Below are 25227 nucleotides of genomic sequence, written 5' to 3' on the forward strand. Positions count from 1 at the left end.
TCTGCGTGTCGAGCCCGATTATACCCGCTTGTACGCTATAGCGCACGGTGCTATGCTGATTTCTCAACGTGCGTTATAACGCACAATCACCGATTGGAGCCACTCATGCGCCCAGCCCTCTCCCTGCGCCATCTGACCCTGCCCGCCATCATGGCCGGCTTTGTCGCCGTTCTGGTGGGTTACACCAGCTCCGCCGCGATCATTTTCCAGGCCGCCGCCGCTGCGGGCGCCACGCCGGCGCAGATCGGCGGCTGGCTGAGCGCGCTGGGGATCGCGATGGGCGTCACCTCGCTCGGACTCTCGCTTTACTACCGTACCCCGATCCTCACCGCCTGGTCGACGCCCGGTGCGGCGCTGCTGGTCACCAGCCTGCCCGGCACGCCGATCAACGAGGCGATCGGCGTGTTTATCTTCGCTTCCGGTCTGATCCTGCTGTGCGGCGTCACCGGGCTGTTCGCCCGCCTGATGGACTACATTCCGCAGGCGATTTCCGCCGCGATGCTGGCGGGGATCCTGCTGCGTTTCGGCCTGGACGCCTTCGCTTCGCTGCAGCTCAATTTCCCTCTGAGCGCCGGCATGGGGCTGGCCTATCTGCTCAGCCGCCGTTATCAACCGCGCTACGCCATCGTGCTGACGCTGGCGGCCGGGCTGGCGATCGCCGCGCTGCAGGGCAATATCCAGCTGACGCAGCATGCGCCGGCGTTCGCCATGCCGGAATTTATCGCGCCGCACTTCAGCTGGCCGACGCTGCTGGGCATCGGCGTACCCTTCTTCGTGGTGACCATGGCTTCGCAGAACGCTCCCGGCATCGCCACGCTGCAGGCGGCGGGCTACCGCGTGCCTACGTCACCGCTGATCGCCTGGACGGCGCTGACCGCGTTGCTGCTGGCGCCGTTCGGCGGCTTCTCGGTGTGCATCGCCGCGATCACCGCCGCCATATGCATGGGGTCGGACGTGCATCCCGATCCGCAGCGGCGCTATATGGGCGCGGTGGCCGCCGGCGGTTTCTACCTGCTGGCCGGGCTGTTCGGCGGCGCCATCGGCCTGCTGTTCAGCGCGTTGCCGGTCGCCCTGATCCACACCATCGCCGGGCTGGCGCTGCTCGGCACCATCGGCGGCAGCCTGCAACGCGCCCTGCATGATGAAAAGCAGCGCGACGCGGCGCTGATCGCCTTCCTCATCACCGCCTCCGGCGTCACGCTGCTCGGCATCGGTTCGGCCTTCTGGGGCATTGTCGGCGGCGCCATCGCCCACCTGCTGCTGTCGCTGCCGCGGCGAGGAACGGCAGCATAAAATGCCAACCGCACGCCGTGCATTGACAAGCACGGCGGTGACGCCTTCACTGGATGGGCACACTGCGATTTCCGCACGAGGCCCACATGAAAGAAAAGGAACAATGGTCCCAGGTCGATCGCTATATCGCAGACAGCCTGGTAGAACAAGATGATGCCCTGTTGCAGGCGCTGGCGACCAACGCCGCCGCCGGGCTGCCGGCGCATGATGTGGCACCGAATCAGGGCAAACTGCTGCAGCTGTTCGCCCGCATGGTGAACGCCAAACGCATTTTGGAAATCGGCACGTTGGGCGGCTACAGCACTATCTGGCTGGCGCGCGCGCTACCGGCGGATGGCAAATTGATCACGCTGGAAGCAGATGAAAGCCACGCCGCCGTCGCCCGCCGGAATATCACTCGCGCCGGTCTCGACGGCCTGGTTGAGCTGCGCTTCGGCCCCGCCATGACTCACCTGCCGACGCTGCACACCCTGGCCCCCTTTGATCTCATCTTCATCGACGCCGACAAACCCAGCAACCCCGATTACCTGCGTTGGGCGCTTAAACTCGCGCGCCCGGGCACGGTGATTATCGGTGACAACGTGGTGCGCGATGGCGCAGTCACCGACGCCGCCAGTACGGACGCCCGTGTACAAGGCGTACGCGAGTTCTTCACGATGATGGCGCAGGAACCCCGTTTGACCGCCACCGCCTTGCAAACCGTGGGCAGCAAGGGCTGGGACGGATTTTCTCTGGCTATCGTCAATTTTTAAGTGACAATGTCACCAAGGAAGCCTATGACTGAGAAAGCCGCGCTGTTAGCTCAGCGCTTGATACGCAATGTCGAACGGGTAGATAAGCAACACGATCGGCGGCCGCCGCTGTATGACAGCGTCGGCGCTCGCCTCGGCACCGGCACCGCCGCCGACAAGCTGGGCGCCTCCTTCGATTGCGTGGCGCCGGGCATGCGTTCCTGCCCCTACCATTTTCACTACGCTCAGGAGGAAATGTTCATCATTCTGGAAGGCAGCGGTACGCTGCGGGTGGCCGGAGAAATGCTGCCGATCGTCAGCGGGGATGTCATCTTCATTCCGCCGGGCCCGGAATACCCGCACCAGATCATCAACACCTCCGATGCGCCGCTGAAGTACCTGTCCGTCAGCACGCGCGAGCAGCCGGAGCTGGTGATGTACCCGGATTCCGGCAAATACCAGGCGATGGCGCGCAGCGCAGACGGCGAGCAGGTACGCTACCTGCAGCGCCCTTCAACCTCGCTCGATTACTGGCAGGATGAACCCTGAATCGCCGTCCGGGAGCGGGAGATCCAATGCGCGCGCCGCCAGCTCGGCCACGCGGAAGTCGATATCCGCCGCCTGCCCGTCTTCCATAAACCAGGCGGCGGAAAGCCCCGACCAGGCCAGGATCCATTGCAGCAAGCGGCGGCGCTCCAGCCCGGCCAAGCGACAGACCTGTTCCACGCGCCGCTGGAAAATGGCCGGATCGGTGGCGATGCCGTAGTTGGGATTACAGAAGATATTGGCGTAATCGAAGCCCCGTTCGCCGTACAAGCGCTTGGGATCGATCGCCAGCCAGCCGCGTTCGCCGAAGTCCAGCACGTTGTCATGGTGGATATCGCCGTGCAGCACGCTTTCTTCTCGCGGGCTGCTCAGCAGCTCCGCCGCCGTCGTGGCGCTGAGACGCAGCATGCCGCCGTGCGCCTGTGCCGCCGGCCACAGCGAGCTGAACCACTCCTGCAGCGGGATCAGCTCGGGCAACGGCGCGGCACGCGGCGCATGCAACGCGGCGATCGCCCGACAAAGGATCTGCGTGGCCTGCTCATCGTCGCCGTCACGCACCAGCTGCGCCAGCGAACCTTCACCCTGCGCGCGCTCCAGCAGAATGCCGTCGTCGTGCCACGCCAGCACCTGCGCGGCGCCTTCCCCGCGCCACCAGCACATCAGCTGGCCGCCGAAGCGCTCTTCCTGCTCGCGAGCGATCTTCAACATAGCCGCCTCGCCCCGGTAACGCACCGGCATCAGCAGGCTGCTGTGGGTTTCGAAGGCTTTGCCGTCCTGTTCCAGTTGCCAGCGTTGCAGGTAGGGAGTAAAAAGCGGGTTCATCGTCTCATGCGTCCTTGTGGCCGATCTGCGCCGCACTGTCACATTCGCGTGAGAGACGACGTATAAAATAAAGAGGGATGATACTCTCAGATATCATCGGTGTGCGGCGTCTGGCCGCCGTTTCCTCAGTATCCTAACCAAGTTTGTCGATTTTATTAACCGGTCTTGCGCGGGGTTTGATCATGACATCATTAAAACGCACGAATTATCCGCAGTTGCCTACGCCGGGCGGCCCCTATGTGCATGCGGTGCGCCACGGCGATCGCCTGTACGTGTCGGGATTGACGGCCTTCGCCACCGACGCGCAAGGCTTGAGCGCGCCGGAACAGACGCAGGAGATCCTCGAACAGCTGGCGACCATCGCCGCCAGCGAAGGCGTGAATCTCAAGGCATTGATTAAAATCAGCGTGTTCCTGACCGACATTGCCGATCTGGCGGGGGTGCGCCCGGTGCTGTTTGACTATTTCGATGGCGCGCTGCCGGCCTGTTCATTGGTGGCGGTCAGCGCGTTGTTCTCACCGCAGGTGTGCGTAGAGATAGAGGCGGTAATGGCGTTGCAATAATGCGCGGCTAGAGCGCGCCCTCATCCGGCACGCAGGGGCCGATCTTGAACCAGGCTTTGGCGATCTGCCCCTGTTCCACTTCGTAGATGGCGATGACATCCATTTTGCCGCGCCCCTGCGGGAAGTTGCGCGTCACCACTTCCTGATTGACCACCATGTTCCCCACCGCCATGCGTTTTATCCGTTCGCCGTACAGACTCGGCTCCTGGAAACGCACCAGATGCCGTTCGCGGATCGCCGCCTTGCCGCTGGCCAGCAGCGTGTCGGGATGTTCGTAATACTGCGCGTCGTCCGCCCAGCAGGCCATGAAGGCGTCGATGTCGCGGGCGTTATAGGCGTCAAGCTGTTGTTGAACCACATCCTGCGGGCGTGCCGTTTTATCGTTCATCACATCCTCCTGCCGAAGTTAACCGCCGCATGTATCGAACCCAACACGTTAACCGCCCAGTGCTGCAGCTTGATGACACGGCGAGAATTGAATAAAAACCCAAAAATAGCGAATAAATAACCTACCACGCCCAATGGACAATTCAAGCACCCGCGCACAAATTTTCTGCGCCGCGCCAGGGGCGGTGAAAACCGCATGGCACCGCGCGTTAATCTTTGCGACGGTGAGGGAAATTCTGTTAATTTAGCGTGAACAGCCTGATGATAACGAAATGCTATGCAGCAAAAGCCGGTGTTGGACGAAGCCAGACAGTTAAAGCGACTCAACGCCGCCACGCGGCGTCAATCCCATATGTATAAATGGATCGCGCTGATTGCGGCGCTGGATGCGCTGCTGGTGTTTTGGTATGACCGGGATATGCGCAACGTCACCTTCTCGGGAGCGGTTGCGCTGGTGTGCGGCTATCTGTGGATCCGCGATCGCAACAAGGCCCGGGGTTACCGGCGCGAGTTCGACCGCAAATTCGGCAAGCGCAGCGGCGATTAAGGCTGCATCGCTTCCAGCACTTTAGCGCTGTCGACAATCTGCACGAACTTCACGATTTTGCCGGCGCGCAGCGTATAAATATGCGCAAAAGAGGCGCTGAAGGATTTGCCGGTGGCACGGTAGGTGCCGTGATAAAAACCTTGCGCGATCACATTGTCGCCGGCGTCGTAAAAGTGGTCGACATCGGCGCGGTAGCCTTGCCATTCGCTGCCCAGGCGCTGATGCACGTTCTTGATATTATTTTCCGGGCCGATATAGGTACCGGCATAGGGGAAACCGGCGGCTTCGGTCCACTCGGCATCGGGGGCCAGCGCCGCCAGCAGATTACGGCCGTTTTCTTCGGAACTGCCTTCATAGGTTGCGCGCACTATCTCAAGAGGGGTTGGCATGTCTCTTCTCCAATGGCTGATGAGGATATTCCGGCCATCTCCGCGGACACAGGCTCTCACCAAGCGGAGACGGCGGAATGCAGCTATTCTAGGTTGCTTGTTTCGCTGCAAAAACCGCAGTTATGACAATAGTGGGTTGCACTTTAGTAAACAATAGCCGTTTTACTGTCATTCTCCCGGCATCCGGCGCGGCTATGCTGATTGACCGATTTCCCCCAACAGGAGCTGAACGTGTCTTTACCTTCGCTGACGCAAGAGCTGTTACAACCTTTCTCACCCTACCAGGCGCTGGCGCAAACGTTGCTGCCGCTTACCCTCGAGTCGGACGACGGTTCGCATGACGTCGCGCACCTGCACCGGGTCTGGAAGAACTGCCGCCGAATCAGCAAGCTGGAAGGCGGCGACCGGCGCATTCTCTGCGCGGCGGTGCTGCTGCACGACGCCGTCGCGGTGGAAAAAAATTCGCCGCAGCGCCATTTGGCCTCGCGCATGGCGGCGGAGCAAGCCACGTTGACGCTGACCCGGCTGGAATGGGCGCCGGCGGATATCGCGGCGGTGGCTCACGCCATCGAAGCGCACAGTTTTTCCGCCGGCATCCCCCCGCAAACGCTGGAGGCGAAGATCCTGCAGGATGCCGATCGCCTCGACGCCATCGGTCTTATCGGCGTGGCGCGCTGCTTCTATATCGGCGGCCGCATGCGCAGCGCGCTGTATGACGCCGCCGATCCGCGGGCCGAGCATCGTCAATATGACGACAAGCGTTTCAGCCTGGACCACTTCGAAACCAAGCTGTTCAAACTGCAAGACGGCTTCCAGACCGCCGCCGGGCGGCACATGGCCGAACTGCGCACCGAACGCATGCGGCGCTTTGTCGACGATCTGCTGGAAGAGGTGTAATGCCGGCTTACCGGGTATTTTCGTTATGCCCATAACATTTTCGGTCACATAACGCCGCTAAACTGTAAGTCAACTTCACCGAACGGGCGGCACAGATGAAAAAGTTGACGTTGAAAGAGATGACGGAAAGCGAACAGCGGGAAGTGAAAACCGAACTGGACAAGGCGCGCAAAAGCCATGGGCGGCCACTGACCAACGCCGAACAGCACAAGGTCAAGGATGAAGTGGTGGCGCGCATCATGGCCGCCAGAGCGAAGCTCGCCAAGGCGGAGCGTGCAGAACGCAAGGCCAACCGCTACCGGCCGAGCGGCGACACCTTCAGCTGGTCCGCCACCATCGGCTCCCGCCCGCCGCGCTGAGCCGGCCAAACCCTCCCCGCCGCCGCGGGGATTTTTATTTATTAGCCAAACTCATTCCCGCCGACGAATCATGAATAACAATGTTATCAATCTGTTGTAAATTGACAGCCTGATGAAGACTATTCATTATCACCCCACTTCCCCTTTTCGCGAGACCGCTATGGCCTACCCACGCAACGCTGACATTCTGATGACGCCTGCGTTGCCTATTGGCGGTTTGGCGGCGGTAAAATCGAAGAAACAGACGCTCATTTGACCGGGGCGAGCTGTCCCGTCAGATGAGCTGACTGGATGGCACGCAACGCCCCGCCTTCAATTTTCTCATCTGGCTTCTCTGTCGGTCACACAGAAGGAATATTTTATGGCCTCATTTTCGGGTATTTGGGTGGCGATGGTTACCCCTTTCAATCACGATGCCGTCGATCTGCCGGCGGTGAAACGCCTGGCGCGGCACCTGCTCGACGCCGGCATCGAGGGTCTGGTGGTCTGCGGCTCCACCGGTGAAGCCGCCGCGCTGAGCAAAGAAGAACAGCTGGCGGTGCTCGACGCCGTGCTGGACGTGGCGCCCGCCCATCAGGTGGTGATGGGCCTGTCCGGCAATAACATGGTCGCCACGCTGCAAATGCAGCAGGCTATTCAGCTGCGCGATATCGCCGGCGTGCTGATCCCGGCGCCTTACTACATCCGCCCTTCGCAATGCGGCCTGATCGACTATTTCACCCAGCTGGCCGACGCCTCAACCGTGCCGGTGATCCTGTACAACATTCCGCAACGCACCGGCATCGCCATGGAGCTGGCCACGCTGCGCCGGCTCGCACGCCACCCGCGCATCGCCGCCATCAAGGACTGCGGCGGCAACCCTGACGCCACCATGGCGCTGATCGCCGACGGCGAGATCGATGTGATGACCGGGGAAGACAATCTGATCCTCACCACGCTGTGCCTCGGCGGCACCGGCGCCATTTCCGCCGCGGCCCATGTTCACCCGGAACGCTTCGTTCAGCTGACGCAGCAGGTCGCCGCCGGCGATCTGGCCGCGGCGCGCAGCAACTTCTATGAGCTGCTGCCGATGATCCACCAGATGTTCAGCTTCCCCAATCCGGCGCCGGTCAAGACGGTGCTGGCCCAGCAGGGGCTTATCGCCAACGAGCTGCGCTCGCCGATGCAGGTGGCACCGCAGGCGCTGCAGCAGCAGATCGCCGCAACGCTGGCGCAGCTGCAGCCCGCCGAGGCGATCATCGGTTAAATTTGTTAGCTAAGCCGCTGTAATTTTGGCGCTATGGGACTACGATGAGAGGTTAAGCATGCCCGTCATTCGTCATCAACAAGGAGCTTCCGATGAAACTGTTCTATAAAGCCGGCGCCTGTTCGCTGTCCCCGCATATCGTGCTGCGTGAGGCAGGGCTGGATTTTACGGCGGAGAAGGTCGACCTGGCGCAGAAGAAAACCGAGAGCGGCGCCGATTACCTCACCATCAATCCCAAGGGACAGGTACCGGCGCTGCAGCTGGATGACGGCAGCCTGCTGACCGAGGGCGTGGCGATCGTGCAATACCTGGCGGATCGCGTGCCGGACCGCAACCTGATCCCGGCGGCGGGCACCCTGTCGCGCTACCACGCGATCGAATGGCTGAACTACATCGCCACCGAGCTGCACAAAGGATTCAGCCCGCTGTTCAACCCGAAAACGCCCGAGGAATATAAAACCATCGCGCGCGCCAAGCTGGAGCAGCAGTTCAGCTATCTGGATTCGGTGCTGGCGAAGCAGCATTTCCTGTTGGGAAGCCGTTTCAGCGTGGCTGACGCCTACCTGTTCACCGTGTTGCGTTGGGCGTTTGCCCTGCAGTTCGACGTGCGCAAGCACGCCCATCTGGCGGCCTGGTTCGATCGCGTTGCGGCGCGCCCGGCGGTAGATGCGGCGCTGAACGCCGAAGGATTGAAGTAAACATCGGGCCCCGGCGACTGTCGCCGGGGCCGAATGCCACTTACAGTTTGACCGCTTTGAACTCGCTGCGCGGCTGCACGATCCGATCCTGCGCCGCCACCACCTGCAGTTCGTACTCGCCCATCTCCTGCGTGGTCAGCATCACCTCATACACGGCGGCGGTGACGTGCTCCAGCGCTTTATCCAGCGCCTCGCCCTTCAGCAGATCCACCAGCAGCAGACCGCTGGTCAAATCGCCGACGCCGACCGGCTGACGCGCGCCGAAGTCCACCAGCGGCCGGCTGATGTGCCAGGCCTCGTCCGCCGTCACCAGCAGCATTTCGAAACAGTCGGCATGATAGCCGGCGCGGGCCAGGTGCTTGACCAGCACCAGCCGCGGCCCTTTGCCGATCAGCGCGCGGGCGGCCTGCACCGCATCGGCCACGTCGGCGACGGCCATCTGGCTCAGCATCTCCAATTCCAGCAGGTTCGGCGCCATCATGTCGCTGCACGGCAGCGCCTGGCGGCAGTGAAACTCGGCCACGCCCGGCGCCACGATGCAGCCCTTTTCCGGATGCCCCATCACCGGATCGCAGAAATACCAGGCATTCGGGTTCGCCTGCTTAACCTGACGCACGATCTCCAGAATATGGTCACCCTGCTCCGGCGAACCGATATAGCCACTCAACACCGCATCACAGCACTTCAGCTGATCGATATTGGCAATGCCCTGCGCGATCTCGGTCAGGTGGCTGGCCGGCATGACGCAGCCGGTCCACTGACCGTATTGCGTATGGTTGGAGAACTGCACCGTGTTTAGCGGCCAGACGTTGACGCCCATGCGGCGCATCGGGAACTCCGCCGCACTGTTGCCGGCGTGACCAAACACCACGTGCGACTGGATAGAAAGAATGTTTTTCATCGACAGAACTCGTTCGGAATACGGCAGCCGGGCGGCTGCCCAAAAATAAAGGGGCCGCCAGGGCCCCTTACCGTCATTATTCGTTATTGCCAATCCACCAGGCAGTAGTGTTTCTTGCCGCGGCGCAGCAGCGTGTAGCGGCCGAACAGACGGTCTGAATCGCTGAAGCGGTATTCGGCATCGGACTGCTTCTCGCCGTTGATGGTCACCGCGTTGGAACCGATCATGGTGCGCGCCTGGCCGCGTGACGGCACCAGTTCGGCATTCACCAACGCCTGCTGCAGATCGGCGTCGCCATCCAGTTTGATGGTCGGCATGCCGTCCTGCGCCAGCTGGGCGAAGTCCGCTTCGGTCATGTCGTGCAGCGCGCCGGAGAACAGGCTCTGGGTGATGCGCTTCGCGGCCGCCAGGCCTTCCGCACCGTGCACCATGCCGGTCACTTCTTCCGCCAGCACGTACTGGGCGCGTGGCGCCTTGCCGCTGTTCTTGTCTTCTTCTTCCAGCGCGTTGATGTCTTCCAGGCTCATGAAGGTGAAGAACTTCAGGAAGCGGTAAACGTCGGCATCGGCGGTGTTGATCCAGAACTGGTAGAACTTGTACGGGCTGGTTTTTTCCGGCGCCAGCCAGACCGCGCCGCCTTCGGTTTTGCCGAACTTGGTGCCGTCTGCTTTGGTGATCAACGGCACGGTCAGACCGAACACCTGCTTCTGGTGCTGGCGACGCGTCAGATCGATACCCGAGGTGATGTTGCCCCACTGATCGGAACCGCCGATCTGCAGCTCCACCTGGTGGCGGTTGTACAGCTCGGAGAAATCGAAGCCCTGTAGCAGGTTATAGGAAAACTCGGTGAAGGAGATGCCGGAGTCGTCGCGATTCAGGCGCTGCTTAACCGCTTCCTTATTGATCATCTGGTTGACGGAGAAGTGCTTGCCGATGTCACGCAGGAAGGTCAGCACGTTCATGCCGCCGAACCAGTCGTAGTTGTTGGCCGCGATGGCGCTGTTGCTGCCGCAGTCGAAATCGAGGAACGGAGAAACCTGCTTGCGGATCTTCTCGACCCACTCGTTCACCGTATCGATGGTGTTCAGCTTGCGCTCCGCCGCTTTGAAGCTCGGATCGCCGATGAGGCCGGTGGCGCCGCCCACCAGTGCGACCGGCTTGTGGCCGGCCAGCTGGAAGCGCTTCAGGCACAACAGAGGAACCAGATGGCCCAAATGCAAGCTGTCAGCGGTCGGATCGAAACCGCAATACAGTGCAATTGGCCCTTGCGCCAGTCGCTCCGCTAACGCTTCCTCATCCGTAACCTGGGCAACGAGGCCCCGCTCTTGCAGTTGTTTAATCAAGTTGCTGCTTGCCATCAATGACTCCATGTATAAACGAATGCACCTTTGCCGGTACACGGCCTTTCGCCCAGTGGCGAAATAAAAAATTCAGGGTAGCGCATAGAATAAAGCGCCGGCGGCGTCAGCACCAGCGCTTAGAGGGGATTTTCCGTCTTCAGGGTGCCAGTCGGTCAATTTTCCAGTCATTCCCGTCCCGCTGATACAGGAAACGGTCATGCAGGCGATGGGCGCCGCCCTGCCAGAACTCGACGGAGTCGAATTTTACGCGGAATCCGCCCCAGAAACTCGGCAACGGCACCTCGCCCTGCTGGAACTTCTGCTTCAGCTCGAGGAATTTGCTTTCCAGCACGCCGCGCGCGGAAATGCGCGAAGATTGCTGCGATACCCAGGCGCCGATCTGGCTGTCTTTCGGGCGACTGTTGAAATACTTCAGCACGTCGAGGGTCGACAGACGCTCCACCTGGCCGAGGAAAATCACCTGGCGATCGAGCATGTGCCAGGGGAACAGCAGGCTGATATGCGGGTTGTGCGCCAGCTGCTGCGCCTTGCGGCTGCCGAGGTTGGTGTAGAACACCAGCCCCTGCTCATCGAAATGCTTGAGCAGCACGATGCGTTGATAAGGCTGGCCGTGTTCGTCGACGGTCGCGACGCACATGGCGGTAGGATCGGCCAGGCGGGCGTCGCAGGCCTGTTTCAGCCAACGCTCGAACAGTTCGAGCGGATTGGCGGTCAGATCGTTGCGGCGTAGGCCGCCTCGGGTGTATTCACGGCGCAGGTCCGCAACATCAAACTCATTCTTTTCAATCATCTGGGTTATCGACCAACTGAAAAATCCGTCGTTACATTCTGCGCCTGCGGCGCCAGGAACTCAATCGCTCCGACGCCGCCGCCGACCGTCACTCCGTCAACACGCAGTCGCTCATGACTACCTTGCCGTTGCGCTCAAGATAGGCGTTACGGTCTTTCGACCAAAAAGTGTATTTGCCGTCGCTGTATTTGGCACCGGTCAGCGCCAGCACCTGCTTGAGATGCAGCTGTTCGCCATCCATCAGCAGGCTGACTTCGCTCGCCTTGCCGTCGAGCGCCACCGTCAGCGGCGTAGTGCCGCACTGGTAGTGCATCGTCTGGCTGCTTTGCGGCAGGATGTAGCTGCAGCCGGACAGCGCCAGCGCGCCGGCGACGAAAATGACTTTTTTCATGCTGTTGCTCCTTAGAAAAATCCTTCACAGGCTATCCTAACAGAGCTAACGGGCCCCCAATGGCAAAACCGGATAAATCCCACCCAACACCGTTTCACGGCTGGCGCCGGTCACCGAAGGCAGGTTGCCGGCCTGGCCGGACAGCGTGCGAAACGCCAGCCAGGCGAAGGCCAGCGCCTCCATGTCGTCGCCGCTGACGCCGAAATCGTCGGTCAGCCCGACCTCCGTCCCCGGCAGCAGCGCAGACAGGCGCGCCATCAGCAGCACGTTGCGCGCCCCGCCGCCGCACACCAGCAGGCGCTCGCACCCGCCGGCCAGCAGCACCTGTTCGCTGATGCTGACGGCGGTCAGTTCCGTGAGCGTGGCCTGCACGTCGACCGGCGCCATCGCCGGCAATCCGGCCAGCTGCCGCTCCAGCCAGGCGATATTGAAATACTCGCGGCCGGTGCTTTTCGGCGCCGGCAGCGCAAAGTAAGGATCCGCCAGCATCTGCTGCAACAGCGGTAAACAAATCCGCCCCTGCATGGCCCAGCCGCCGTCCTGATCGTAAGGCTGCGCACGGTGGCGCCACACCCAGGCGTCCATCAGCATGTTGCCCGGCCCGGTATCGAAACCGCGCACCGGCGTACCGGGCAACAGCAGAGAAAGGTTGGCGATGCCGCCGACGTTCAGCACCATGCGCCTCTCGACGGGATGCCCCAGCAACGCCTGATGAAACGCTGGCACCAGCGGCGCGCCCTGCCCGCCGTAGGCCATGTCGCGCCGGCGGAAATCGCCGACGGTGGTGATATTGGTCAGCGCGGCGATGCGGTTGTTATCGCCGAGCTGCATCGAGAAACGCGCGTCGCCTTCCGGTTCGTGCCACACCGTCTGGCCGTGGCAACCGATGGCGGTGATCTGCTCAGCGTCGATGCCGGTTTGCTTCAGCAAGCCGAGCACCGCCTCGCCGAACAGCGTGCCCAGTTGAGCGTCCAGCCGGCCGACGGCCGCCAACGTGGTCTGCTGCCCCTGGCACATGCCCAGAATCTCTTTTTTCAGCGCCATCGGCATCGGGTGGCTATAGCTGGCCTGCTGCGCCACCATGCGATCGTCGATCGCGGCCAATACCACATCGATTCCGTCCAGACTGGTGCCGGACATGACGCCTATATAGCGGCCTGACTTCATAGCAACATCCTCTAACCCGCGCGGTAAGCAAATTTTATCCTGACAAATAAACCAGAATTGCCGGATTAACGCCATGAATTATGATGCTTTTTTTACAGGCCGTGAGCCAGACACCGCCTCCCGGCGCCGCTGTGGCACATGTAATGTGTTAAACCGTGCCATAACAGGCAACGGAATGTCGCCAAGGCTGTCATAAAGGTAAACCGCGGTTTATTATTGGTTGAACAGAGAAAAGTTAAGCTGCGTGCAGCGATGGAGCATGGCGGTGTGTCAACTTTCAGCCATACTTTGTCTATCATTTTCACTGAATCTTGCCTGGAGAGCATTGCCAGGTTATGGACTACTACCATCAGGAGTTTTGTATGATCAAGCGTCTTCTCGTCGTTGCCGTCGCCGCCGTTACGCTGGCCGGCTGTGCCAATGAATCCATGTCCGGCGATGTCTACTCGTCCTCGCAGGCCAAGCAGGTGCAGAACGTCACCTACGGGACGCTGGTTTCCGTGCGTCCGGTTAAAATCCAGGGCGGCGAAGGCTCCAACGCCTTGGGGATGATCGGCGGCGCGGTGATTGGCGGCCTGTTGGGTAACACCGTAGGCGGCGGCACCGGCCGCACGCTGGCTACCGCGGCGGGCGCCATCGCCGGCGGCGCGGCGGGCAACAGCATCGGTGAAGTGGCCGGCCGTACCTCAGGCTACGAGCTGGAAATCAAAACCGACCAGAAAGAGAACATCGTGGTGGTACAGAAAGCGGGCGACACCAAGTTCAGCCCAGGCCAGCGCGTGCGCATGGCGCGCATGGGCGACACCATCACCGTCTCTCCGCTGTAAGTCAGTCGGCGACAAACGGCAAACCGGAGGCAATCGCCTCCGGTTTTATTTCTGATGCTGTGAAACTGTAATCGTAGAAAATAAGAATATTATTATTTGTTCTGCAGTTCGGTGATATTTTGTTCTAACTTGCCAATCAGCCCTACCAACAGATGCACTTCGTCGGCGGTAATGCCGCTTAAAATCTCACTGCGTGTCGACGTGATCACACTGTCCACTTCCCTGATGATCGGATCGGCCGCGTCGGTCAGCTTGATGCGCTTCGCGCGGCGATCGTTGGCACAGGTGTGGCGCGTGATCAGCCCCTTCTCCTCCAGTTGGTCCAGCGTGCGAACCAGTGATGGTTGCTCGATACCGATCGCCTTGGCCAGCTGGATTTGCGACTGCTCCGGCGGCAAGCGATTGATATTGTGCAAAGTGACCCAGTGCGTTTGGGTCAGCTCCAACGGCTTGAGCCGATGATCGATGAGCGCGCGCCAAACACGAACTAATCGTGCTAAATCTGAACCTAATGTTGACTCCACTTCCCCCTCCTTATAATTAGCATGCTAACATTACCTCCCAGAGTTTAGACTATTTTGGGTAACTCACATTAAAAACACAAATGTATATAATGTATATTGTGGAAATAGCCACTATTTTTAGCCGCTATTGTTTAATCGTTATGCAAATATTCAACATATTCACCCTTAGGGATTGTTAATGTGAATACATCATGGTTACACACCTCATCCCCCTTACCCGATTTGGTCCTGGGGGCATCGCTTTATTTTCCACCTATATTTAAAGCTTTTTTACTAGGACTGGTCTTATGGCTGCTGATTCATCAGCTGCTGAGAGACTGGATGTATTCCGGTGAAATCTGGCATCCCATGTTGATGGACCTGTCCATTTTCGTTCTGACCGTCAGCGGTTCCTTATGGATTTTAGCGAGTTGGTAACCCATGCAGCATAAAACATTAAAATACTTTTCTACGGTGATCGTCTGCGCCATTGCCGTCTGCGCCGGTTGGTGGCTCTGGAATTATTATATGCAATCCCCATGGACCCGTGATGGAAAAGTGCGCGCCGAACTCGTCAATATCACCCCTGAAGTCTCTGGAAGATTAGAGAAAATAAGCGCGAATGACAATCAGTTCGTACCTGCGGGAAGTCTGATTTTTACCCTCGACCCGGTGCCCTACCAGATCGCGCTGGACAATGCTGAGGCCGCGGTGGCAAAAGCGCAATCCGATCTGGCCAAGGCAGACCACGAGGCCGCCCGCCGCCGCGGTTTGCCGCGTAACGTTATTTCCGCTGAAGATTTGGACGCGTCCAATTTAGCCGCTCAGGCAATGAAGGCCGCCTATAAAGCCGCCCTGGCCAACCTGGAACAGGCCAAATGGAATTTGAGCAAAACCAAAATTTACGCACCAACCGACGGCTATATCACCAATCTGCAGGCGCGGGTCGGGAACTACGCCAACGCCGGCACGCCGCTGGTGGCGTTGGTGGATGTACATTCGTTTTATGTACTCGGTTATTTCGAAGAAACCAAGCTGAAGCATATAAAAGAAGGCAATAAAGCGGACATCGTTTTATATAACGGCAACACGCCGCTGCAGGGGGAAGTAGAGAGCATCGGCCGCGCCATTTACGATCAGAGCGTCGACAGCAGCAACGATCTATTAATGGACGTTAAGCCTAATGTTCCCTGGGTACGTTTGGCTCAGCGCGTGCCGGTACGGATAAAATTGCTCAACGTGCCCGCCGATTTGACGCTGGTCGCCGGCACCACCTGCACCATTTCGATTCATCAGCGGAACTAAAGTGTGAACCTGCCTTTTTTGGAGTGGAGCCGCACCCCCTGGGGTAAGGCGACCGGCGGCCAATGGCGCTATGCGCTGCGCAATTCGCTGGCGATGTGTCTCGCACTGTGGGTGGCGTTCGTGCTCGAGCTCGACGAGCCCTCTTGGGCGCTCACCTCCGCAGCGGTGGTGAGTTTCCCCACCGTCGGCGGCGTGATCAGCAAAAGCATCGGCCGCATCTTCGGCAGCCTGATGGGTGCCGCCGCGTCGGTGGCGATCGCCGGCCACTGTCTGAACGATCCCTGGCTGTTTACGCTGTTCATCGCCGCGTGGATCGGGCTGTGCACCTATATCTCCAACCATTACCAAAACAACGTCTCTTACGCGTTCGCGCTGGCGGGCTATACCGCCGCCATCATCGCCTTCGGCACGGTCAACGTCACCGATACCCAGCAGATTTTCGATATCGCGCAGGCGCGGGTTTGCGAAGTGATCACCGGCATTCTGTGCGGCGGATTGATGATGATGATCCTGCCCAGTACCTCCGACGGCGAAGCGCTGCTGACCTCGCTGCGGCGCATGCAGCTACGCCTGTTGGAGCACGCCGCCATGCTGTGGCAGCCGGAGATCACCGCCCAGATGCGCACCTCGCACGAAGGGGTCATCGGCCAGATCCTGACCATGAACCTGCTGCGTATTCAGGCGTTCTGGAGCCACTACCGGCTGCGGCGGCAAAATAACCTGCTCAACTATCTGCTGCACCAGCAGCTGCGCATTACCAGCGTTATCTCCAGCCTGCGCCGCAAGCTTCTGAACTGGCCGGATCGCCCCGCCAATCTGATGCCGGTGCTGACGCAACTGCTGGACGAGCTGCGCGATCCCGCCACCGACAAATACCGTTTGGCGCGCCTGCTTCAGCAGATCGCGCCGCAAGAGCCTACGGACTACCGCCATCGCGCCTTCTGGCTGCGCCTGCGCCATTTCTGCTGGCTTTACCTGCGCTGCAACCGCTGGCTGCAGCGGCTGGAGAGCGCCACGGCGGTCAGCGATCTCCAGCCGCCGCGCGTCACCTCGCTGGCGCGCCATACCGACAGCTACGAAGCCGCCTACAACGGCCTGCGCACCTTTTTGTGCATCGTGATCGGCTGCGCCTATTGGATCAACACGCAGTGGGACGCCGGCAGCGCGGCGCTGACGCTCACCGCCATCAGCTGCGTGCTCTACTCCTCGACGCCTTCACCGATCAACAGCGTCAGCACCTTGCTCAAGGCGGTGCTGCTGCTCTCGGTCGTCTGCTTCGTAGTAAAATTCGGTTTGATGATCCAGATTGACGACTTCTGGGTGTTCTGCGCCTTCCTGTTTCCGATCCTGGTGACCATGCAGATGCTCAAGCTGCAGAATCCGCCTTATGCCGCGCTTTGGGGGCAGCTGATCGTCTTTATGGGGTCGTTCCTGACCGTCAGCAACCCGCCGAGCTATGACTACCAGTCCTTCATCAATGACAACATCGCTAAAGTCGTCGGCGTGCTGCTGGCCGGGCTGGCGTTTCAGATCCTGCGCCCCAGCTCGGACAAACGCAAAAGCCGCCGCATTATCCGCGCGCTGCGGCGCGATTTTATCGATCAGTTGAGCAAACGGCCGCAGCAGAGCGAAAGCCAGTTCGAATCGCTGATCTACCATCGCATCAGCCAGCTCAATCAAAGTCAGGATCAGGAAGCGCGCACCTGGCTGCTGCGCTGGGGCGTGGTGCTGCTCAACTGCAGCCATATCGTCTGGCAGCTGCGCGACTGGCAAACCCGTTCCGATCCGCTGTCGGCGGTGCGCGATGTCTGCATCCACTGCCTGCGCGGTATCATGACGGAGAAAGGCGTGCAGCACAGTTCGCTGGACGCCACGCTGCAGGAGCTGCTGCGCATGAGCAACGCGCTGGCGCACCACCCGGAACAGGCGGCACGCGATTTGGCCGGTCTGATTTGGCGACTCTACTGCTCGCTGCAGCAGTTGCAGCAGGCGATGGGCCAGCCCGCCACCGCGCCGGCCGTTAGCGGCGGGTGATCACTTGATCACCCCGCAGGCGAAACGCTCACCGCCGCCGCCGAGCGGCAATGGGTGATCCGAGTGGTTATCGCCGCCGGCGTGCACCATCAGCGCCTTGCCCTCAATTTCACTGATTTTTTTCAGCCGCGGCGCCAACACCGGATAGTTCGCCATGCCGTCGGCGGTCACATAGATGGCAGGCAAATCACCCAGATGCCCGTCGGCATACGGCCCGAGGTGCTTCCCGGTCTTTTGCGGATCAAAATGCCCGCCGGCCGCCAGCGCCGCCACCGCTTTGCCGTCCTTCATACCCGGCTCGCAGCTGCCTTTTTCATGCACGTGGAAGCCATGTACCCCGGCCGGCAACGCTTTCAGGCTCGGCGTGAACAGCAAGCCGTACGGCGTTTCGCTGATGACCACCTTGCCGATATCCTGACCGATCCCCTGCCCGGTCACCAGGTGCATCTCGACGTCGGTTGTCGCCGCCTGAGCCGCGCCACACGCCATCAGGCCAAGTGCTGCATACCAATAACGTTTCATCAATCAGTCTCCTTAATGTCTCTGCAGAGCTATCAGTATAGGAGAGCCAGCGCCGGCACTGTTAACCAACGCACAATCTCGCCAATTTGATTCGCAGGCCTAATATTTAGGGCTAATACTATTTCTACCGATGTTGGTCCTCTGACCAGCTGTCGTTCGGCTAACGTTGTTTCCCTGTTTCCACCGCCGACGCATGAGAGTTCACTCCCCGGCCAGGCGGCATAATTCATAAGGAACTGATATGGGCATCTTTAGCTATAAGGATCTGGACGAAAACGCGTCGAAAGCGCTGTTTTCCGACGCCTTGGCCATCTCTACCTACGCTTACCACAATATCGATAACGGCTTCGACGAAGGCTACCACCAGACCGGTTTCGGGCTGGGCCTGCCGCTGACGCTGATCACCGCGCTCATCGGCAGCACCCAATCGCAGGGCGGCCTGCCCGGCCTTCCCTGGAACCCCGACTCAGAACAGGCCGCGCAGGAGGCGGTGAACAATGCCGGCTGGTCGGTCATCAGCGCCGCGCAGCTGGGTTACGCCGGCAAAACCGATGCACGCGGCACCTACTACGGTGAGACCGCCGGTTACACCACCGCTCAGGCCGAGGTGCTGGGCAAATATGACAGCGAAGGCAATCTCACCGCCATTGGCATCTCATTTCGCGGTACCAGCGGCCCGCGCGAGTCGCTGATCGGCGATACCATTGGCGATGTGATTAACGATCTGCTGGCCGGTTTCGGGCCGAAAGGCTACGCTGACGGCTACGCGCTGAACGCCTTCGGCAATCTGCTGGGCGACGTAGCGAAGTTCGCGCAGGCGCACGGGCTGAGCGGCGAGGACGTGGTGGTCAGCGGCCACAGCCTCGGCGGGCTGGCGGTCAACAGCATGGCCGCGCAGAGCGACGCCAACTGGGGCGGCTTCTACGCGCAATCCAACTATGTTGCCTTCGCCTCGCCGACCCAGTACGAAGCCGGCGGCAAGGTGATCAACATCGGCTACGAAAACGATCCGGTGTTTCGTGCGCTCGACGGCACCTCGCTGACCCTGCCGTCACTGGGCGTCCACGATGCGCCGCACGCCTCCGCCACCAACAATATCGTCAACTTCAACGACCATTACGCGTCGGACGCCTGGAACCTGCTGCCGTTTTCCATTCTCAACATTCCGACCTGGCTGTCGCACCTGCCGTTCTTCTATCAGGACGGGCTGATGCGGGTGCTGAACTCCGAGTTTTATTCGCTGACCGACAAGGACTCGACCATCATCGTCTCCAACCTGTCGAACGTGACGCGCGGCAATACCTGGGTGGAAGACCTGAACCGCAACGCGGAGACGCACAGCGGGCCAACGTTTATCATCGGCAGCGACGGCAATGATTTGATCAAGGGCGGCAAAGGCAACGACTATCTCGAGGGCCGCGACGGCGACGATATCTTCCGCGACGCCGGCGGCTACAACCTGATCGCCGGCGGCAAAGGCCACAATACCTTCGATACCCAACAGGCGCTGAAGAACACCGAGGTCGCCTACGATGGCAATACGCTTTACCTGCGCGACGCCAAAGGCGGCATTACGCTGGCGGACAACATCAGCACCCTGCGCAGCAAAGAAACCTCCTGGTTGATTTTCAACAAAGAGGTGGATCATCAGGTGACCGCGGCCGGATTAAAATCGGATTCGGGCCTCAAAGCCTATGCCGCTGCCACCACCGGCGGCGACGGCGATGACGTCCTGCAGGCTCGCAGCCACGACGCCTGGCTGTTCGGCAACGCCGGCAACGACACGCTGATCGGCCATGCCGGCGGCAACCTGACCTTCGTCGGCGGCAGCGGCGATGACATCCTGAAGGGCGTCGGCAACGGCAATACCTTCCTGTTCAGCGGCGATTTTGGCCGCGACCAACTGTATGGCTTCAACGCCACCGATAAGCTGGTGTTTATCGGCACCGAAGGCGCCAGCGGAAATATCCGCGACTACGCCACGCAGCAAAACGACGATCTGGTGCTGGCCTTCGGCCACAGCCAGGTCACGCTGATCGGCGTCTCGCTCGATCACTTCAACACCGATCAGGTGGTGTTGGCCTAAGGATCGGCGTAAAAAAAGCCGGGCGCTTCGTCGCCCGGCTTTCCTCTTTTTTGCTCCGCCTTAAGGCACGTCATACCCCAGCGCCGCCTTGCGAATGCGGAACCACTGCTGGCGGTTCAGTACCAGCTTCTGCGCCTTCAGCGCCGAGCGCACCCGCTCAATCTTGCCGGAGCCGATAATCGGCAGCGGCGACGACGGCAGACGCATCACCCAGGCGTACACCACCTGTTCAATGGTATCGGCGCCGATCTCTTGCGCCACCCGCTGTAGCTCGTCGCGCAGCGGCTGGAACTCGGCGTCGTTGAACAGGCGCCCGCCCCCCAGGCAGGACCAGGCCATCGGCTTGATGCGCAGTTGCTGGCACTGGTCGAGCGTGCCGTCGAGAATGGCCGGCTGGTGAATCGGCGAGATCTCCACCTGGTTGGTCGCCAGCGTGAACGGCAGGCGCGACTGCAATAGCTGGAACTGCGCGGGCGTAAAGTTGGAAACGCCGAAATGGCGCACCTTGCCGCTTTTATGCAGCGCGACGAAGGCTTCGGCCACGTCGTCGGCATCCATCAACGGATCCGGCCGGTGGATCAACAGCAGATCGAGGTAGTCGGTATGCAGATGGCGCAGCGATTGTTCCGCGCTCTGTACGATATGGTCGCGGTCGGTGATGTAATGGCCGATCGGGTTGCCGGGCTTGGCGGTGGTGGCGATGCCGCACTTGGTCACCAGCTCCAGCGACTGGCGCAGCGCCGGCTTCAGGCGCAGCGCGTCGCCGAACGCCTGTTCGCAGGCGTAACCCCCGTAGATATCCGCGTGGTCGGCGGTGGTGACGCCCAGTTCAACATGCTGTTCGATGAACGTCAGCAGCTGCTGCGGCGACATGCCCCATTCCATCAACCGCCAGTAACCGCAAATCATGCGGGAAAATTCAGGCCCCTGCGGCGCGAGACGTATACGTTCTACCATTGCGAAAACCTCATGACATTAGTTGTCAGCCAGCATACACAAGCCGGTGAGGCACAGGGAAGCGGTAAGCCACACGAACGTGCGGCAGATCAGGAAAGGTTAAAACAGCGACGGCTGTTCCGGCAGCGGCTCGTCGGGCGCTTTATTGGCGCGTTGCAGGCGCAGGAAGCGTTGACGGCAAAGGCGCAGCACCTCGCGCTTCTGCGCGTCGCTCATGCTCATCCAGCCGAAGCGCTCCTCGCGGCTGCGCAGGCAGCCACGGCAGAATCCGCGGTCGTCGGCCTGACAAATACCGCGACACGGGCTGGGGATGTCGAAAAATTCAAGCTGCTGCGCCACGGGGCCTCCTGCGTTCTCTTGCTAATTGAAGACGCCATCGCCGCCGCTGGCAAGTCCCTTTTCGCCATTGCGGCGAAAATAGTCGCGCAAATAGCGCAGCGCCTGGCGGCTTTTCTCCGGAACGTTACGCTCGAGCGTCAGCGCGTGCAGCCGCAGCGGCGCCGGCCGCCACTCCGGCAGCAGCAGCAACAGCTCGCCGCGCTGAAGCTCGTCGCCAATTTCATACAGCGGCTGAATGGAAATGCCCAGCCCGGCGCGGGTAAAGGCGCGCATCACGTTCATGCTCTCGCTGACGATCTGCCCTTCCGCCAGCCGCAGCTTAACCTGCTGGCCGGACTGGTGCAGCAGGTCCAGATGGGCCCCGCTGTAGCCGCTGGAGATCCAGCGGTGCTGCACCAAATCCTGCGGTTTTTCCGGCACCCCATGCTGGCTGAGATAACGCGGTGCGGCGCACAGCACCATCGGCCACGCCGTGAGCGGGTGCGCGATCATATTAGCGTCCGCCAGCTGCCGGTTGGCCCGCAGCGCAATGTCGACCCGCTGCTCTATCATATCAACGATGCGATCGTCCGCCAGCACCCGCAGCGTCAGCTTGGGATGCGCCTGCAGCAGCGGCGCCAGCGCCTCCGCCAGCGATCGGCCGCCGATGCCGACCGGGGTGGCGATGCGCAGCTCACCCACCAGCGTATCCCGCAGCTCCGCCAGCCGCTGTTCCGCCTGCTGCGCCTGTTGCAGCATCGCCTCGCAGCCGGGGTAAAACGCCGCCCCCGCCTCGGTCAGCGCCAGACGACGGGTGGAGCGGTGCAGCAGCGGCACCCCGAGCGCCTTCTCCAGCGAGCGCATATGCTGGCTGACCGCCGACGGCGTCATGCCCAGCCGCCGCGCCGCGCCGGCCAGCGACCCCTCCGCCACCACGGTGGCGAATATCGCCATTCGATTGAGTTTATCCACGATTATGAAGTTTTACTTAATCAAGAAAGCATGAATATGGCACTAATCACGGCTATTGTTAAGGGCTAGAGTATAAACCACGCAGCAGGCATATCGGCCTGCTTCATGATACTGAACACATCCCCGAAGGAGCATACAGATGAAAGTAGCCATTATTGGAGCAACCGGTTTTGTTGGCCGCCGCGTGGTAGATGAAGCGCTGGCTCGCGGCATTCAGGTGACGGCGATCGCCCGCCAGAAAAAAGAGTTGCCGGAGCACGCCAATCTGACCGTCGCACTGGGCGACGTTGCCGATACCGCCTGGCTGGCGGGGCAATTGCGCGGTCAGGATGCGGTGATCAGCGCCTACAACCCCGGCTGGGGCGAAGACAACCTGTATGAAAAGACCGCTCGAGGCGCCCAACAGATCCTCACCGCGGTCGAACAGGCCGGCGTCAAGCGCCTGCTGGTGGTCGGCGGCGCCGGCAGCCTGGAAGTGGCGCCGGGCGTTGAACTGGTGGATACGCCGCAGTTCCCGGAAAATATCCGCCCCGGCGCGCAGGCGGTACGCGATCTGCGCAACAAGCTGCGCAATGAATCGGCGCTCGACTGGACCTATCTCTCGCCGGCTGCCCTGCTGGAACCGGGCAAACGCACCGGTCAGTTCCGCCTCGGCACCACCCAGCTACTGATGAACGGCGAAGCGCCGGCCAGCATTTCGGTGGAAGATCTGGCGGTCGCCATCGTCGATGAGATTGAAAAACCACAGTTTATTCGCGCGCAGTTCACCGCCGCCTACTAAACTGCCTCATTGCCAGGCCGCCCGGCCTGGCCTTTTCCCTGCGTTCACCGCCGCCAGTATTCTGAATTTCTAAGGTTTTCTTAAGTTTCATCCGGTAGATTTCAAGGCATTATCTCCTCTCAGGATCCAGATTTGGCAATGTGGTTACGTCAACGCTTACAGTGCAACAGCCTCGGTTTTATCCTCGCCACCGCCCTGTTCTTCACTCTGTTTCAAAACGCGTTATTCCTGCACCGCGCCTGGTCGTATATCACCTTCGATAGCGTCCACAGCGTCATTTTCGCCGCCAGCATGCCGGCGGTGATTTTCTGTGCGCTGAATATCATCTTCAGCGTGTTGACCGTGCCCTACCTGCGCAAGCCGCTGATCGTCTTTTTCTTGCTGGGCAGCGCCGCAGCCAACTATTTCATGTACAGCTATGGCGTGGTGATCGACGGCAACATGATGCAGAACGCCTTCGAAACCAATACCCAGGAAGCGACGGCGCTGCTGACGCCGCGCATGGGATTGTGGCTGGCGCTGCTCGGCGTTCTGCCGGCGGTGGCGGTCTGCTTCGCCCATATTCGCCAGACCCGCCCCTGGTGGTATATGGTCGGGCTGCGCGCCGCCAACGTCATGCTGTCGTTGGTGGTGATCCTGATCGTCGCCGCGCTGTTCTACAAAGACTACGCTTCGCTGATCCGCAACAATAAAAGCGTGGTGAAGATGTTGACGCCTTCCAACTTCGTCGCCGGCACGCTCAAATTTACCGAACAGCGCTATTTCACCCGCAATCTGCCGCTGGTAAAAATCGGTGAAGACGCGCGCAAAGGGCCGCTGATCGCCGGGCAGGCCAAGAAAACGCTGGTGATCCTGGTGGTGGGCGAAACCGCCCGCGCCGAAAACTTCTCCCTCGGCGGCTACGAGCGCGAAACCAACCCGCGCCTGAAGCAGGACGACGTGGTCTACTTCAAGAACGCCAGCTCTTGCGGCACCGAGACGGCGATCTCTGTCCCCTGCATGTTCTCCAACATGCCGCGCAGAGAGTACGACGCGACTCAGGCGGCACACCAGGAGGGCATGCTCGACGTGCTGGCGCATGCCGGCGTCAACGTGCTGTGGCGCGATAACGACGGCGGCTGCAAAGGCGCCTGCGACCGGGTGCCGCACATCGACATGACCAAATTGAAACTGCCGCAGGACTGTGACGGCGAAGTTTGCATGGATAACGTGCTGCTGTATAAGCTGAACGACTACATCAATAGCCTGAAAGACGACGGCGTGATCGTACTGCACCAGATGGGTAGCCACGGCCCGGCTTACTACCGCCGCAGCACGCCAGAATTCCAGACGTTTTCGCCGACCTGCAACAGTAATCAGATCCAGGATTGCAGCCATGAACAGCTGGTGAACACCTACGACAACTCGATCTTGTATACCGACGCGATGCTCGATGCCACCATCAAGTTGCTGCAGCAGTATGACGACCGCTTCAATACCGCGCTGGTCTATTTGTCCGATCACGGCGAGTCGCTGGGGGAAAACGGCATGTACCTGCACGGCACGCCTTATGTCTTCGCGCCGAGCCAGCAAACGCACGTGCCTTTCCTGATGTGGATGTCGGCCGACTATCAGCGCAACTTCGGCGTCGATCGCCAATGCCTGAACGCGCTGGCGGAAAAGGACGATGTGTCGCAGGACAACCTGTTCCATACCCTGCTGGGCATGCTGAACGTACAAAGCCGCGAATATCAATCCCGGCTGGATATCCTGCAGCGTTGCCGCAACGCGGCGTAAGCGCTTAACTTCCTCGTGCCGCTGGGGCACAATAGTTCGCAGACAACCGGCGTTTTGT

At 60.6% G+C, this 25227-nt stretch carries 29 protein-coding genes; 16 read left to right on the forward strand and 13 right to left on the reverse strand.

The window, feature by feature from the left end:
* The first annotated feature begins 105 nt into the window (after window positions 1-105).
* The 3 genes from AC4PR2_RS08850 to AC4PR2_RS08860 all read left to right on the forward strand — a co-directional run bounded on the left by AC4PR2_RS08850 (window position 106) and on the right by AC4PR2_RS08860 (window position 2573).
* On the forward strand, window positions 106-1293 hold the full coding sequence (locus AC4PR2_RS08850; RefSeq protein WP_197658835.1) for a benzoate/H(+) symporter BenE family transporter: 1188 nt from the start codon (window positions 106-108) through the stop codon (window positions 1291-1293).
* An 86-nt stretch (window positions 1294-1379) separates the two neighbouring features.
* Complete coding sequence (locus tag AC4PR2_RS08855; RefSeq protein WP_337046723.1) at window positions 1380-2045, forward strand: O-methyltransferase; 666 nt, start codon at window positions 1380-1382, stop codon at window positions 2043-2045.
* Window positions 2046-2069: 24 nt separating this feature from the next.
* The gene (locus tag AC4PR2_RS08860; protein ID WP_048233594.1) at window positions 2070-2573 is read left to right on the forward strand and encodes a cupin domain-containing protein; all 504 of its coding nucleotides are present in this window, start codon (window positions 2070-2072) and stop codon (window positions 2571-2573) included.
* Here AC4PR2_RS08860 and AC4PR2_RS08865 read toward each other — a convergent pair.
* Window positions 2538-3392, reverse strand: a complete 855-nt coding sequence (locus tag AC4PR2_RS08865; RefSeq protein WP_060419154.1) for an aminoglycoside phosphotransferase family protein — start codon at window positions 3390-3392, stop codon at window positions 2538-2540. The genes AC4PR2_RS08860 and AC4PR2_RS08865 overlap by 36 nt on opposite strands.
* A 182-nt stretch (window positions 3393-3574) precedes the next feature.
* Between AC4PR2_RS08865 and AC4PR2_RS08870 the strand changes: the two genes are divergently transcribed.
* Window positions 3575-3955, forward strand: a complete 381-nt coding sequence (locus tag AC4PR2_RS08870; RefSeq protein WP_038874872.1) for a RidA family protein — start codon at window positions 3575-3577, stop codon at window positions 3953-3955.
* 7 nt (window positions 3956-3962) lie between these two features.
* On the opposite strand, the gene AC4PR2_RS08875 is transcribed toward AC4PR2_RS08870, so the two are convergent.
* Window positions 3963-4343 carry a nuclear transport factor 2 family protein gene (locus tag AC4PR2_RS08875; protein ID WP_492175042.1) on the reverse strand — a complete coding sequence of 127 codons (381 nt, stop codon included), beginning with the start codon at window positions 4341-4343 and terminating at the stop codon, window positions 3963-3965.
* Window positions 4344-4619: 276 nt separating this feature from the next.
* Here AC4PR2_RS08875 and AC4PR2_RS08880 point away from each other — a divergent pair, with 276 nt between their 5' ends.
* Window positions 4620-4889 carry a hypothetical protein gene (locus AC4PR2_RS08880; protein ID WP_004938382.1) on the forward strand — a complete coding sequence of 90 codons (270 nt, stop codon included), beginning with the start codon at window positions 4620-4622 and terminating at the stop codon, window positions 4887-4889.
* Here the strand turns inward: AC4PR2_RS08880 and AC4PR2_RS08885 are convergent.
* Window positions 4886-5278 (reverse strand): nuclear transport factor 2 family protein, encoded by a 393-nt coding sequence (locus AC4PR2_RS08885; RefSeq protein ID WP_492175043.1) that lies wholly within the window; start codon window positions 5276-5278, stop codon window positions 4886-4888. The two genes, AC4PR2_RS08880 and AC4PR2_RS08885, sit on opposite strands and share 4 nt — an antisense overlap.
* A gap of 201 nt (window positions 5279-5479) precedes the next feature.
* On the opposite strand from AC4PR2_RS08885, the gene AC4PR2_RS08890 reads away from it, so the two are divergent.
* From AC4PR2_RS08890 to gstA, 4 genes are all read left to right on the forward strand, one after another.
* Window positions 5480-6175, forward strand: a complete 696-nt coding sequence (locus AC4PR2_RS08890; RefSeq protein ID WP_050596009.1) for an HD domain-containing protein — start codon at window positions 5480-5482, stop codon at window positions 6173-6175.
* 95 nt (window positions 6176-6270) lie between these two features.
* Window positions 6271-6534 (forward strand): YjbD family protein, encoded by a 264-nt coding sequence (locus AC4PR2_RS08895; RefSeq protein WP_004938373.1) that lies wholly within the window; start codon window positions 6271-6273, stop codon window positions 6532-6534.
* 361 nt (window positions 6535-6895) lie between these two features.
* Window positions 6896-7780: a 4-hydroxy-tetrahydrodipicolinate synthase gene (gene dapA, locus AC4PR2_RS08900; RefSeq protein ID WP_049273328.1), complete on the forward strand. Its 885-nt coding sequence runs from the start codon at window positions 6896-6898 to the stop codon at window positions 7778-7780.
* Window positions 7781-7872: 92 nt separating this feature from the next.
* Window positions 7873-8478 (forward strand): glutathione transferase GstA, encoded by a 606-nt coding sequence (gene gstA / locus AC4PR2_RS08905; protein WP_038874842.1) that lies wholly within the window; start codon window positions 7873-7875, stop codon window positions 8476-8478.
* Between the two features lie 40 nt (window positions 8479-8518).
* On the opposite strand, the gene pdxY is transcribed toward gstA, so the two are convergent.
* From pdxY to anmK, 5 genes are all read right to left on the reverse strand, one after another.
* The gene (pdxY, locus tag AC4PR2_RS08910; protein WP_443014467.1) at window positions 8519-9379 is read right to left on the reverse strand and encodes a pyridoxal kinase PdxY; all 861 of its coding nucleotides are present in this window, start codon (window positions 9377-9379) and stop codon (window positions 8519-8521) included.
* An 83-nt stretch (window positions 9380-9462) separates the two neighbouring features.
* Entirely contained in the window at window positions 9463-10737 is a 1275-nt protein-coding gene (tyrS, locus tag AC4PR2_RS08915) for a tyrosine--tRNA ligase (RefSeq protein ID WP_197804170.1), read from the reverse strand.
* A gap of 139 nt (window positions 10738-10876) precedes the next feature.
* Window positions 10877-11530, reverse strand: coding sequence for a pyridoxamine 5'-phosphate oxidase (gene pdxH / locus AC4PR2_RS08920; protein WP_049201958.1), 654 nt, complete (start codon window positions 11528-11530; stop codon window positions 10877-10879).
* Window positions 11531-11618: 88 nt separating this feature from the next.
* Entirely contained in the window at window positions 11619-11921 is a 303-nt protein-coding gene (locus AC4PR2_RS08925) for an MliC family protein (protein WP_004931294.1), read from the reverse strand.
* Between the two features lie 45 nt (window positions 11922-11966).
* Window positions 11967-13088: an anhydro-N-acetylmuramic acid kinase gene (gene anmK, locus AC4PR2_RS08930; protein WP_060419157.1), complete on the reverse strand. Its 1122-nt coding sequence runs from the start codon at window positions 13086-13088 to the stop codon at window positions 11967-11969.
* A gap of 362 nt (window positions 13089-13450) precedes the next feature.
* Here anmK and AC4PR2_RS08935 point away from each other — a divergent pair, with 362 nt between their 5' ends.
* Window positions 13451-13915 carry an outer membrane lipoprotein gene (locus tag AC4PR2_RS08935; protein ID WP_025159710.1) on the forward strand — a complete coding sequence of 155 codons (465 nt, stop codon included), beginning with the start codon at window positions 13451-13453 and terminating at the stop codon, window positions 13913-13915.
* A gap of 92 nt (window positions 13916-14007) precedes the next feature.
* On the opposite strand, the gene slyA is transcribed toward AC4PR2_RS08935, so the two are convergent.
* On the reverse strand, window positions 14008-14439 hold the full coding sequence (gene slyA / locus AC4PR2_RS08940; RefSeq protein WP_038874827.1) for a transcriptional regulator SlyA: 432 nt from the start codon (window positions 14437-14439) through the stop codon (window positions 14008-14010).
* Window positions 14440-14619: 180 nt separating this feature from the next.
* Here slyA and AC4PR2_RS08945 point away from each other — a divergent pair, with 180 nt between their 5' ends.
* Genes AC4PR2_RS08945 through AC4PR2_RS08955 form a run of 3 tightly spaced genes read left to right on the forward strand, consistent with a single transcriptional unit; the run spans window position 14620 to window position 17757 of the window.
* On the forward strand, window positions 14620-14856 hold the full coding sequence (locus tag AC4PR2_RS08945; RefSeq protein WP_004931303.1) for a DUF1656 domain-containing protein: 237 nt from the start codon (window positions 14620-14622) through the stop codon (window positions 14854-14856).
* Between the two features lie 3 nt (window positions 14857-14859).
* Entirely contained in the window at window positions 14860-15723 is an 864-nt protein-coding gene (locus AC4PR2_RS08950; RefSeq protein WP_060440051.1) for an efflux RND transporter periplasmic adaptor subunit, read from the forward strand.
* 3 nt (window positions 15724-15726) lie between these two features.
* Entirely contained in the window at window positions 15727-17757 is a 2031-nt protein-coding gene (locus tag AC4PR2_RS08955; RefSeq protein ID WP_492175044.1) for an FUSC family protein, read from the forward strand.
* Here AC4PR2_RS08955 and sodC read toward each other — a convergent pair whose 3' ends face one another.
* The gene (sodC, locus tag AC4PR2_RS08960; RefSeq protein WP_060419163.1) at window positions 17758-18279 is read right to left on the reverse strand and encodes a superoxide dismutase family protein; all 522 of its coding nucleotides are present in this window, start codon (window positions 18277-18279) and stop codon (window positions 17758-17760) included.
* A gap of 241 nt (window positions 18280-18520) precedes the next feature.
* Here sodC and AC4PR2_RS08965 point away from each other — a divergent pair, with 241 nt between their 5' ends.
* A complete protein-coding gene (locus tag AC4PR2_RS08965; RefSeq protein ID WP_197804173.1) occupies window positions 18521-20365 on the forward strand; it encodes a polyurethane esterase in 1845 nt (614 codons plus the stop codon).
* 60 nt (window positions 20366-20425) lie between these two features.
* On the opposite strand, the gene AC4PR2_RS08970 is transcribed toward AC4PR2_RS08965, so the two are convergent.
* The 3 genes from AC4PR2_RS08970 to AC4PR2_RS08980 form a co-directional block, all read right to left on the reverse strand.
* Entirely contained in the window at window positions 20426-21322 is an 897-nt protein-coding gene (locus AC4PR2_RS08970) for an aldo/keto reductase (RefSeq protein ID WP_038874812.1), read from the reverse strand.
* 99 nt (window positions 21323-21421) lie between these two features.
* Window positions 21422-21661 (reverse strand): DUF1289 domain-containing protein, encoded by a 240-nt coding sequence (locus AC4PR2_RS08975; protein WP_019455980.1) that lies wholly within the window; start codon window positions 21659-21661, stop codon window positions 21422-21424.
* A 21-nt stretch (window positions 21662-21682) separates the two neighbouring features.
* Window positions 21683-22612, reverse strand: coding sequence for a LysR substrate-binding domain-containing protein (locus AC4PR2_RS08980; protein ID WP_187135399.1), 930 nt, complete (start codon window positions 22610-22612; stop codon window positions 21683-21685).
* Between the two features lie 139 nt (window positions 22613-22751).
* On the opposite strand from AC4PR2_RS08980, the gene AC4PR2_RS08985 reads away from it, so the two are divergent.
* On the forward strand, window positions 22752-23393 hold the full coding sequence (locus AC4PR2_RS08985; RefSeq protein WP_060440054.1) for an NAD(P)-dependent oxidoreductase: 642 nt from the start codon (window positions 22752-22754) through the stop codon (window positions 23391-23393).
* Window positions 23394-23531: 138 nt separating this feature from the next.
* Window positions 23532-25169 carry a phosphoethanolamine transferase EptA gene (gene eptA / locus AC4PR2_RS08990; RefSeq protein WP_197804175.1) on the forward strand — a complete coding sequence of 546 codons (1638 nt, stop codon included), beginning with the start codon at window positions 23532-23534 and terminating at the stop codon, window positions 25167-25169.
* The last annotated feature ends 58 nt before the right edge of the window (window positions 25170-25227 follow it).

It is taken from the genome of Serratia sp. A07, assembly GCF_058725505.1.

What these genes read in the sequence shown, in the direction of transcription:
- anmK (WP_060419157.1), bottom strand. Translation starts at nt 13,088, where the DNA reads ATGAAGTCAGGCCGCTATATAGGCGTCATGTCCGGCACCAGTCTGGAC.
- AC4PR2_RS08885 (WP_492175043.1), bottom strand. Translation starts at nt 5,278, where the DNA reads ATGCCAACCCCTCTTGAGATAGTGCGCGCAACCTATGAAGGCAGTTCC.
- AC4PR2_RS08860 (WP_048233594.1), top strand. Translation starts at nt 2,070, where the DNA reads ATGACTGAGAAAGCCGCGCTGTTAGCTCAGCGCTTGATACGCAATGTC.
- sodC (WP_060419163.1), bottom strand. Translation starts at nt 18,279, where the DNA reads ATGAAACGTTATTGGTATGCAGCACTTGGCCTGATGGCGTGTGGCGCG.
- AC4PR2_RS08865 (WP_060419154.1), bottom strand. Translation starts at nt 3,392, where the DNA reads ATGAACCCGCTTTTTACTCCCTACCTGCAACGCTGGCAACTGGAACAG.
- AC4PR2_RS08880 (WP_004938382.1), top strand. Translation starts at nt 4,620, where the DNA reads ATGCAGCAAAAGCCGGTGTTGGACGAAGCCAGACAGTTAAAGCGACTC.
- AC4PR2_RS08895 (WP_004938373.1), top strand. Translation starts at nt 6,271, where the DNA reads ATGAAAAAGTTGACGTTGAAAGAGATGACGGAAAGCGAACAGCGGGAA.
- eptA (WP_197804175.1), top strand. Translation starts at nt 23,532, where the DNA reads ATGTGGTTACGTCAACGCTTACAGTGCAACAGCCTCGGTTTTATCCTC.
- pdxY (WP_443014467.1), bottom strand. Translation starts at nt 9,379, where the DNA reads ATGAAAAACATTCTTTCTATCCAGTCGCACGTGGTGTTTGGTCACGCC.
- dapA (WP_049273328.1), top strand. Translation starts at nt 6,896, where the DNA reads ATGGCCTCATTTTCGGGTATTTGGGTGGCGATGGTTACCCCTTTCAAT.
- AC4PR2_RS08985 (WP_060440054.1), top strand. Translation starts at nt 22,752, where the DNA reads ATGAAAGTAGCCATTATTGGAGCAACCGGTTTTGTTGGCCGCCGCGTG.
- tyrS (WP_197804170.1), bottom strand. Translation starts at nt 10,737, where the DNA reads ATGGCAAGCAGCAACTTGATTAAACAACTGCAAGAGCGGGGCCTCGTT.
- AC4PR2_RS08925 (WP_004931294.1), bottom strand. Translation starts at nt 11,921, where the DNA reads ATGAAAAAAGTCATTTTCGTCGCCGGCGCGCTGGCGCTGTCCGGCTGC.
- AC4PR2_RS08850 (WP_197658835.1), top strand. Translation starts at nt 106, where the DNA reads ATGCGCCCAGCCCTCTCCCTGCGCCATCTGACCCTGCCCGCCATCATG.
- AC4PR2_RS08870 (WP_038874872.1), top strand. Translation starts at nt 3,575, where the DNA reads ATGACATCATTAAAACGCACGAATTATCCGCAGTTGCCTACGCCGGGC.
- AC4PR2_RS08970 (WP_038874812.1), bottom strand. Translation starts at nt 21,322, where the DNA reads ATGGTAGAACGTATACGTCTCGCGCCGCAGGGGCCTGAATTTTCCCGC.
- pdxH (WP_049201958.1), bottom strand. Translation starts at nt 11,530, where the DNA reads ATGATTGAAAAGAATGAGTTTGATGTTGCGGACCTGCGCCGTGAATAC.
- gstA (WP_038874842.1), top strand. Translation starts at nt 7,873, where the DNA reads ATGAAACTGTTCTATAAAGCCGGCGCCTGTTCGCTGTCCCCGCATATC.
- AC4PR2_RS08950 (WP_060440051.1), top strand. Translation starts at nt 14,860, where the DNA reads ATGCAGCATAAAACATTAAAATACTTTTCTACGGTGATCGTCTGCGCC.
- AC4PR2_RS08935 (WP_025159710.1), top strand. Translation starts at nt 13,451, where the DNA reads ATGATCAAGCGTCTTCTCGTCGTTGCCGTCGCCGCCGTTACGCTGGCC.
- AC4PR2_RS08965 (WP_197804173.1), top strand. Translation starts at nt 18,521, where the DNA reads ATGGGCATCTTTAGCTATAAGGATCTGGACGAAAACGCGTCGAAAGCG.
- AC4PR2_RS08855 (WP_337046723.1), top strand. Translation starts at nt 1,380, where the DNA reads ATGAAAGAAAAGGAACAATGGTCCCAGGTCGATCGCTATATCGCAGAC.
- AC4PR2_RS08875 (WP_492175042.1), bottom strand. Translation starts at nt 4,343, where the DNA reads ATGAACGATAAAACGGCACGCCCGCAGGATGTGGTTCAACAACAGCTT.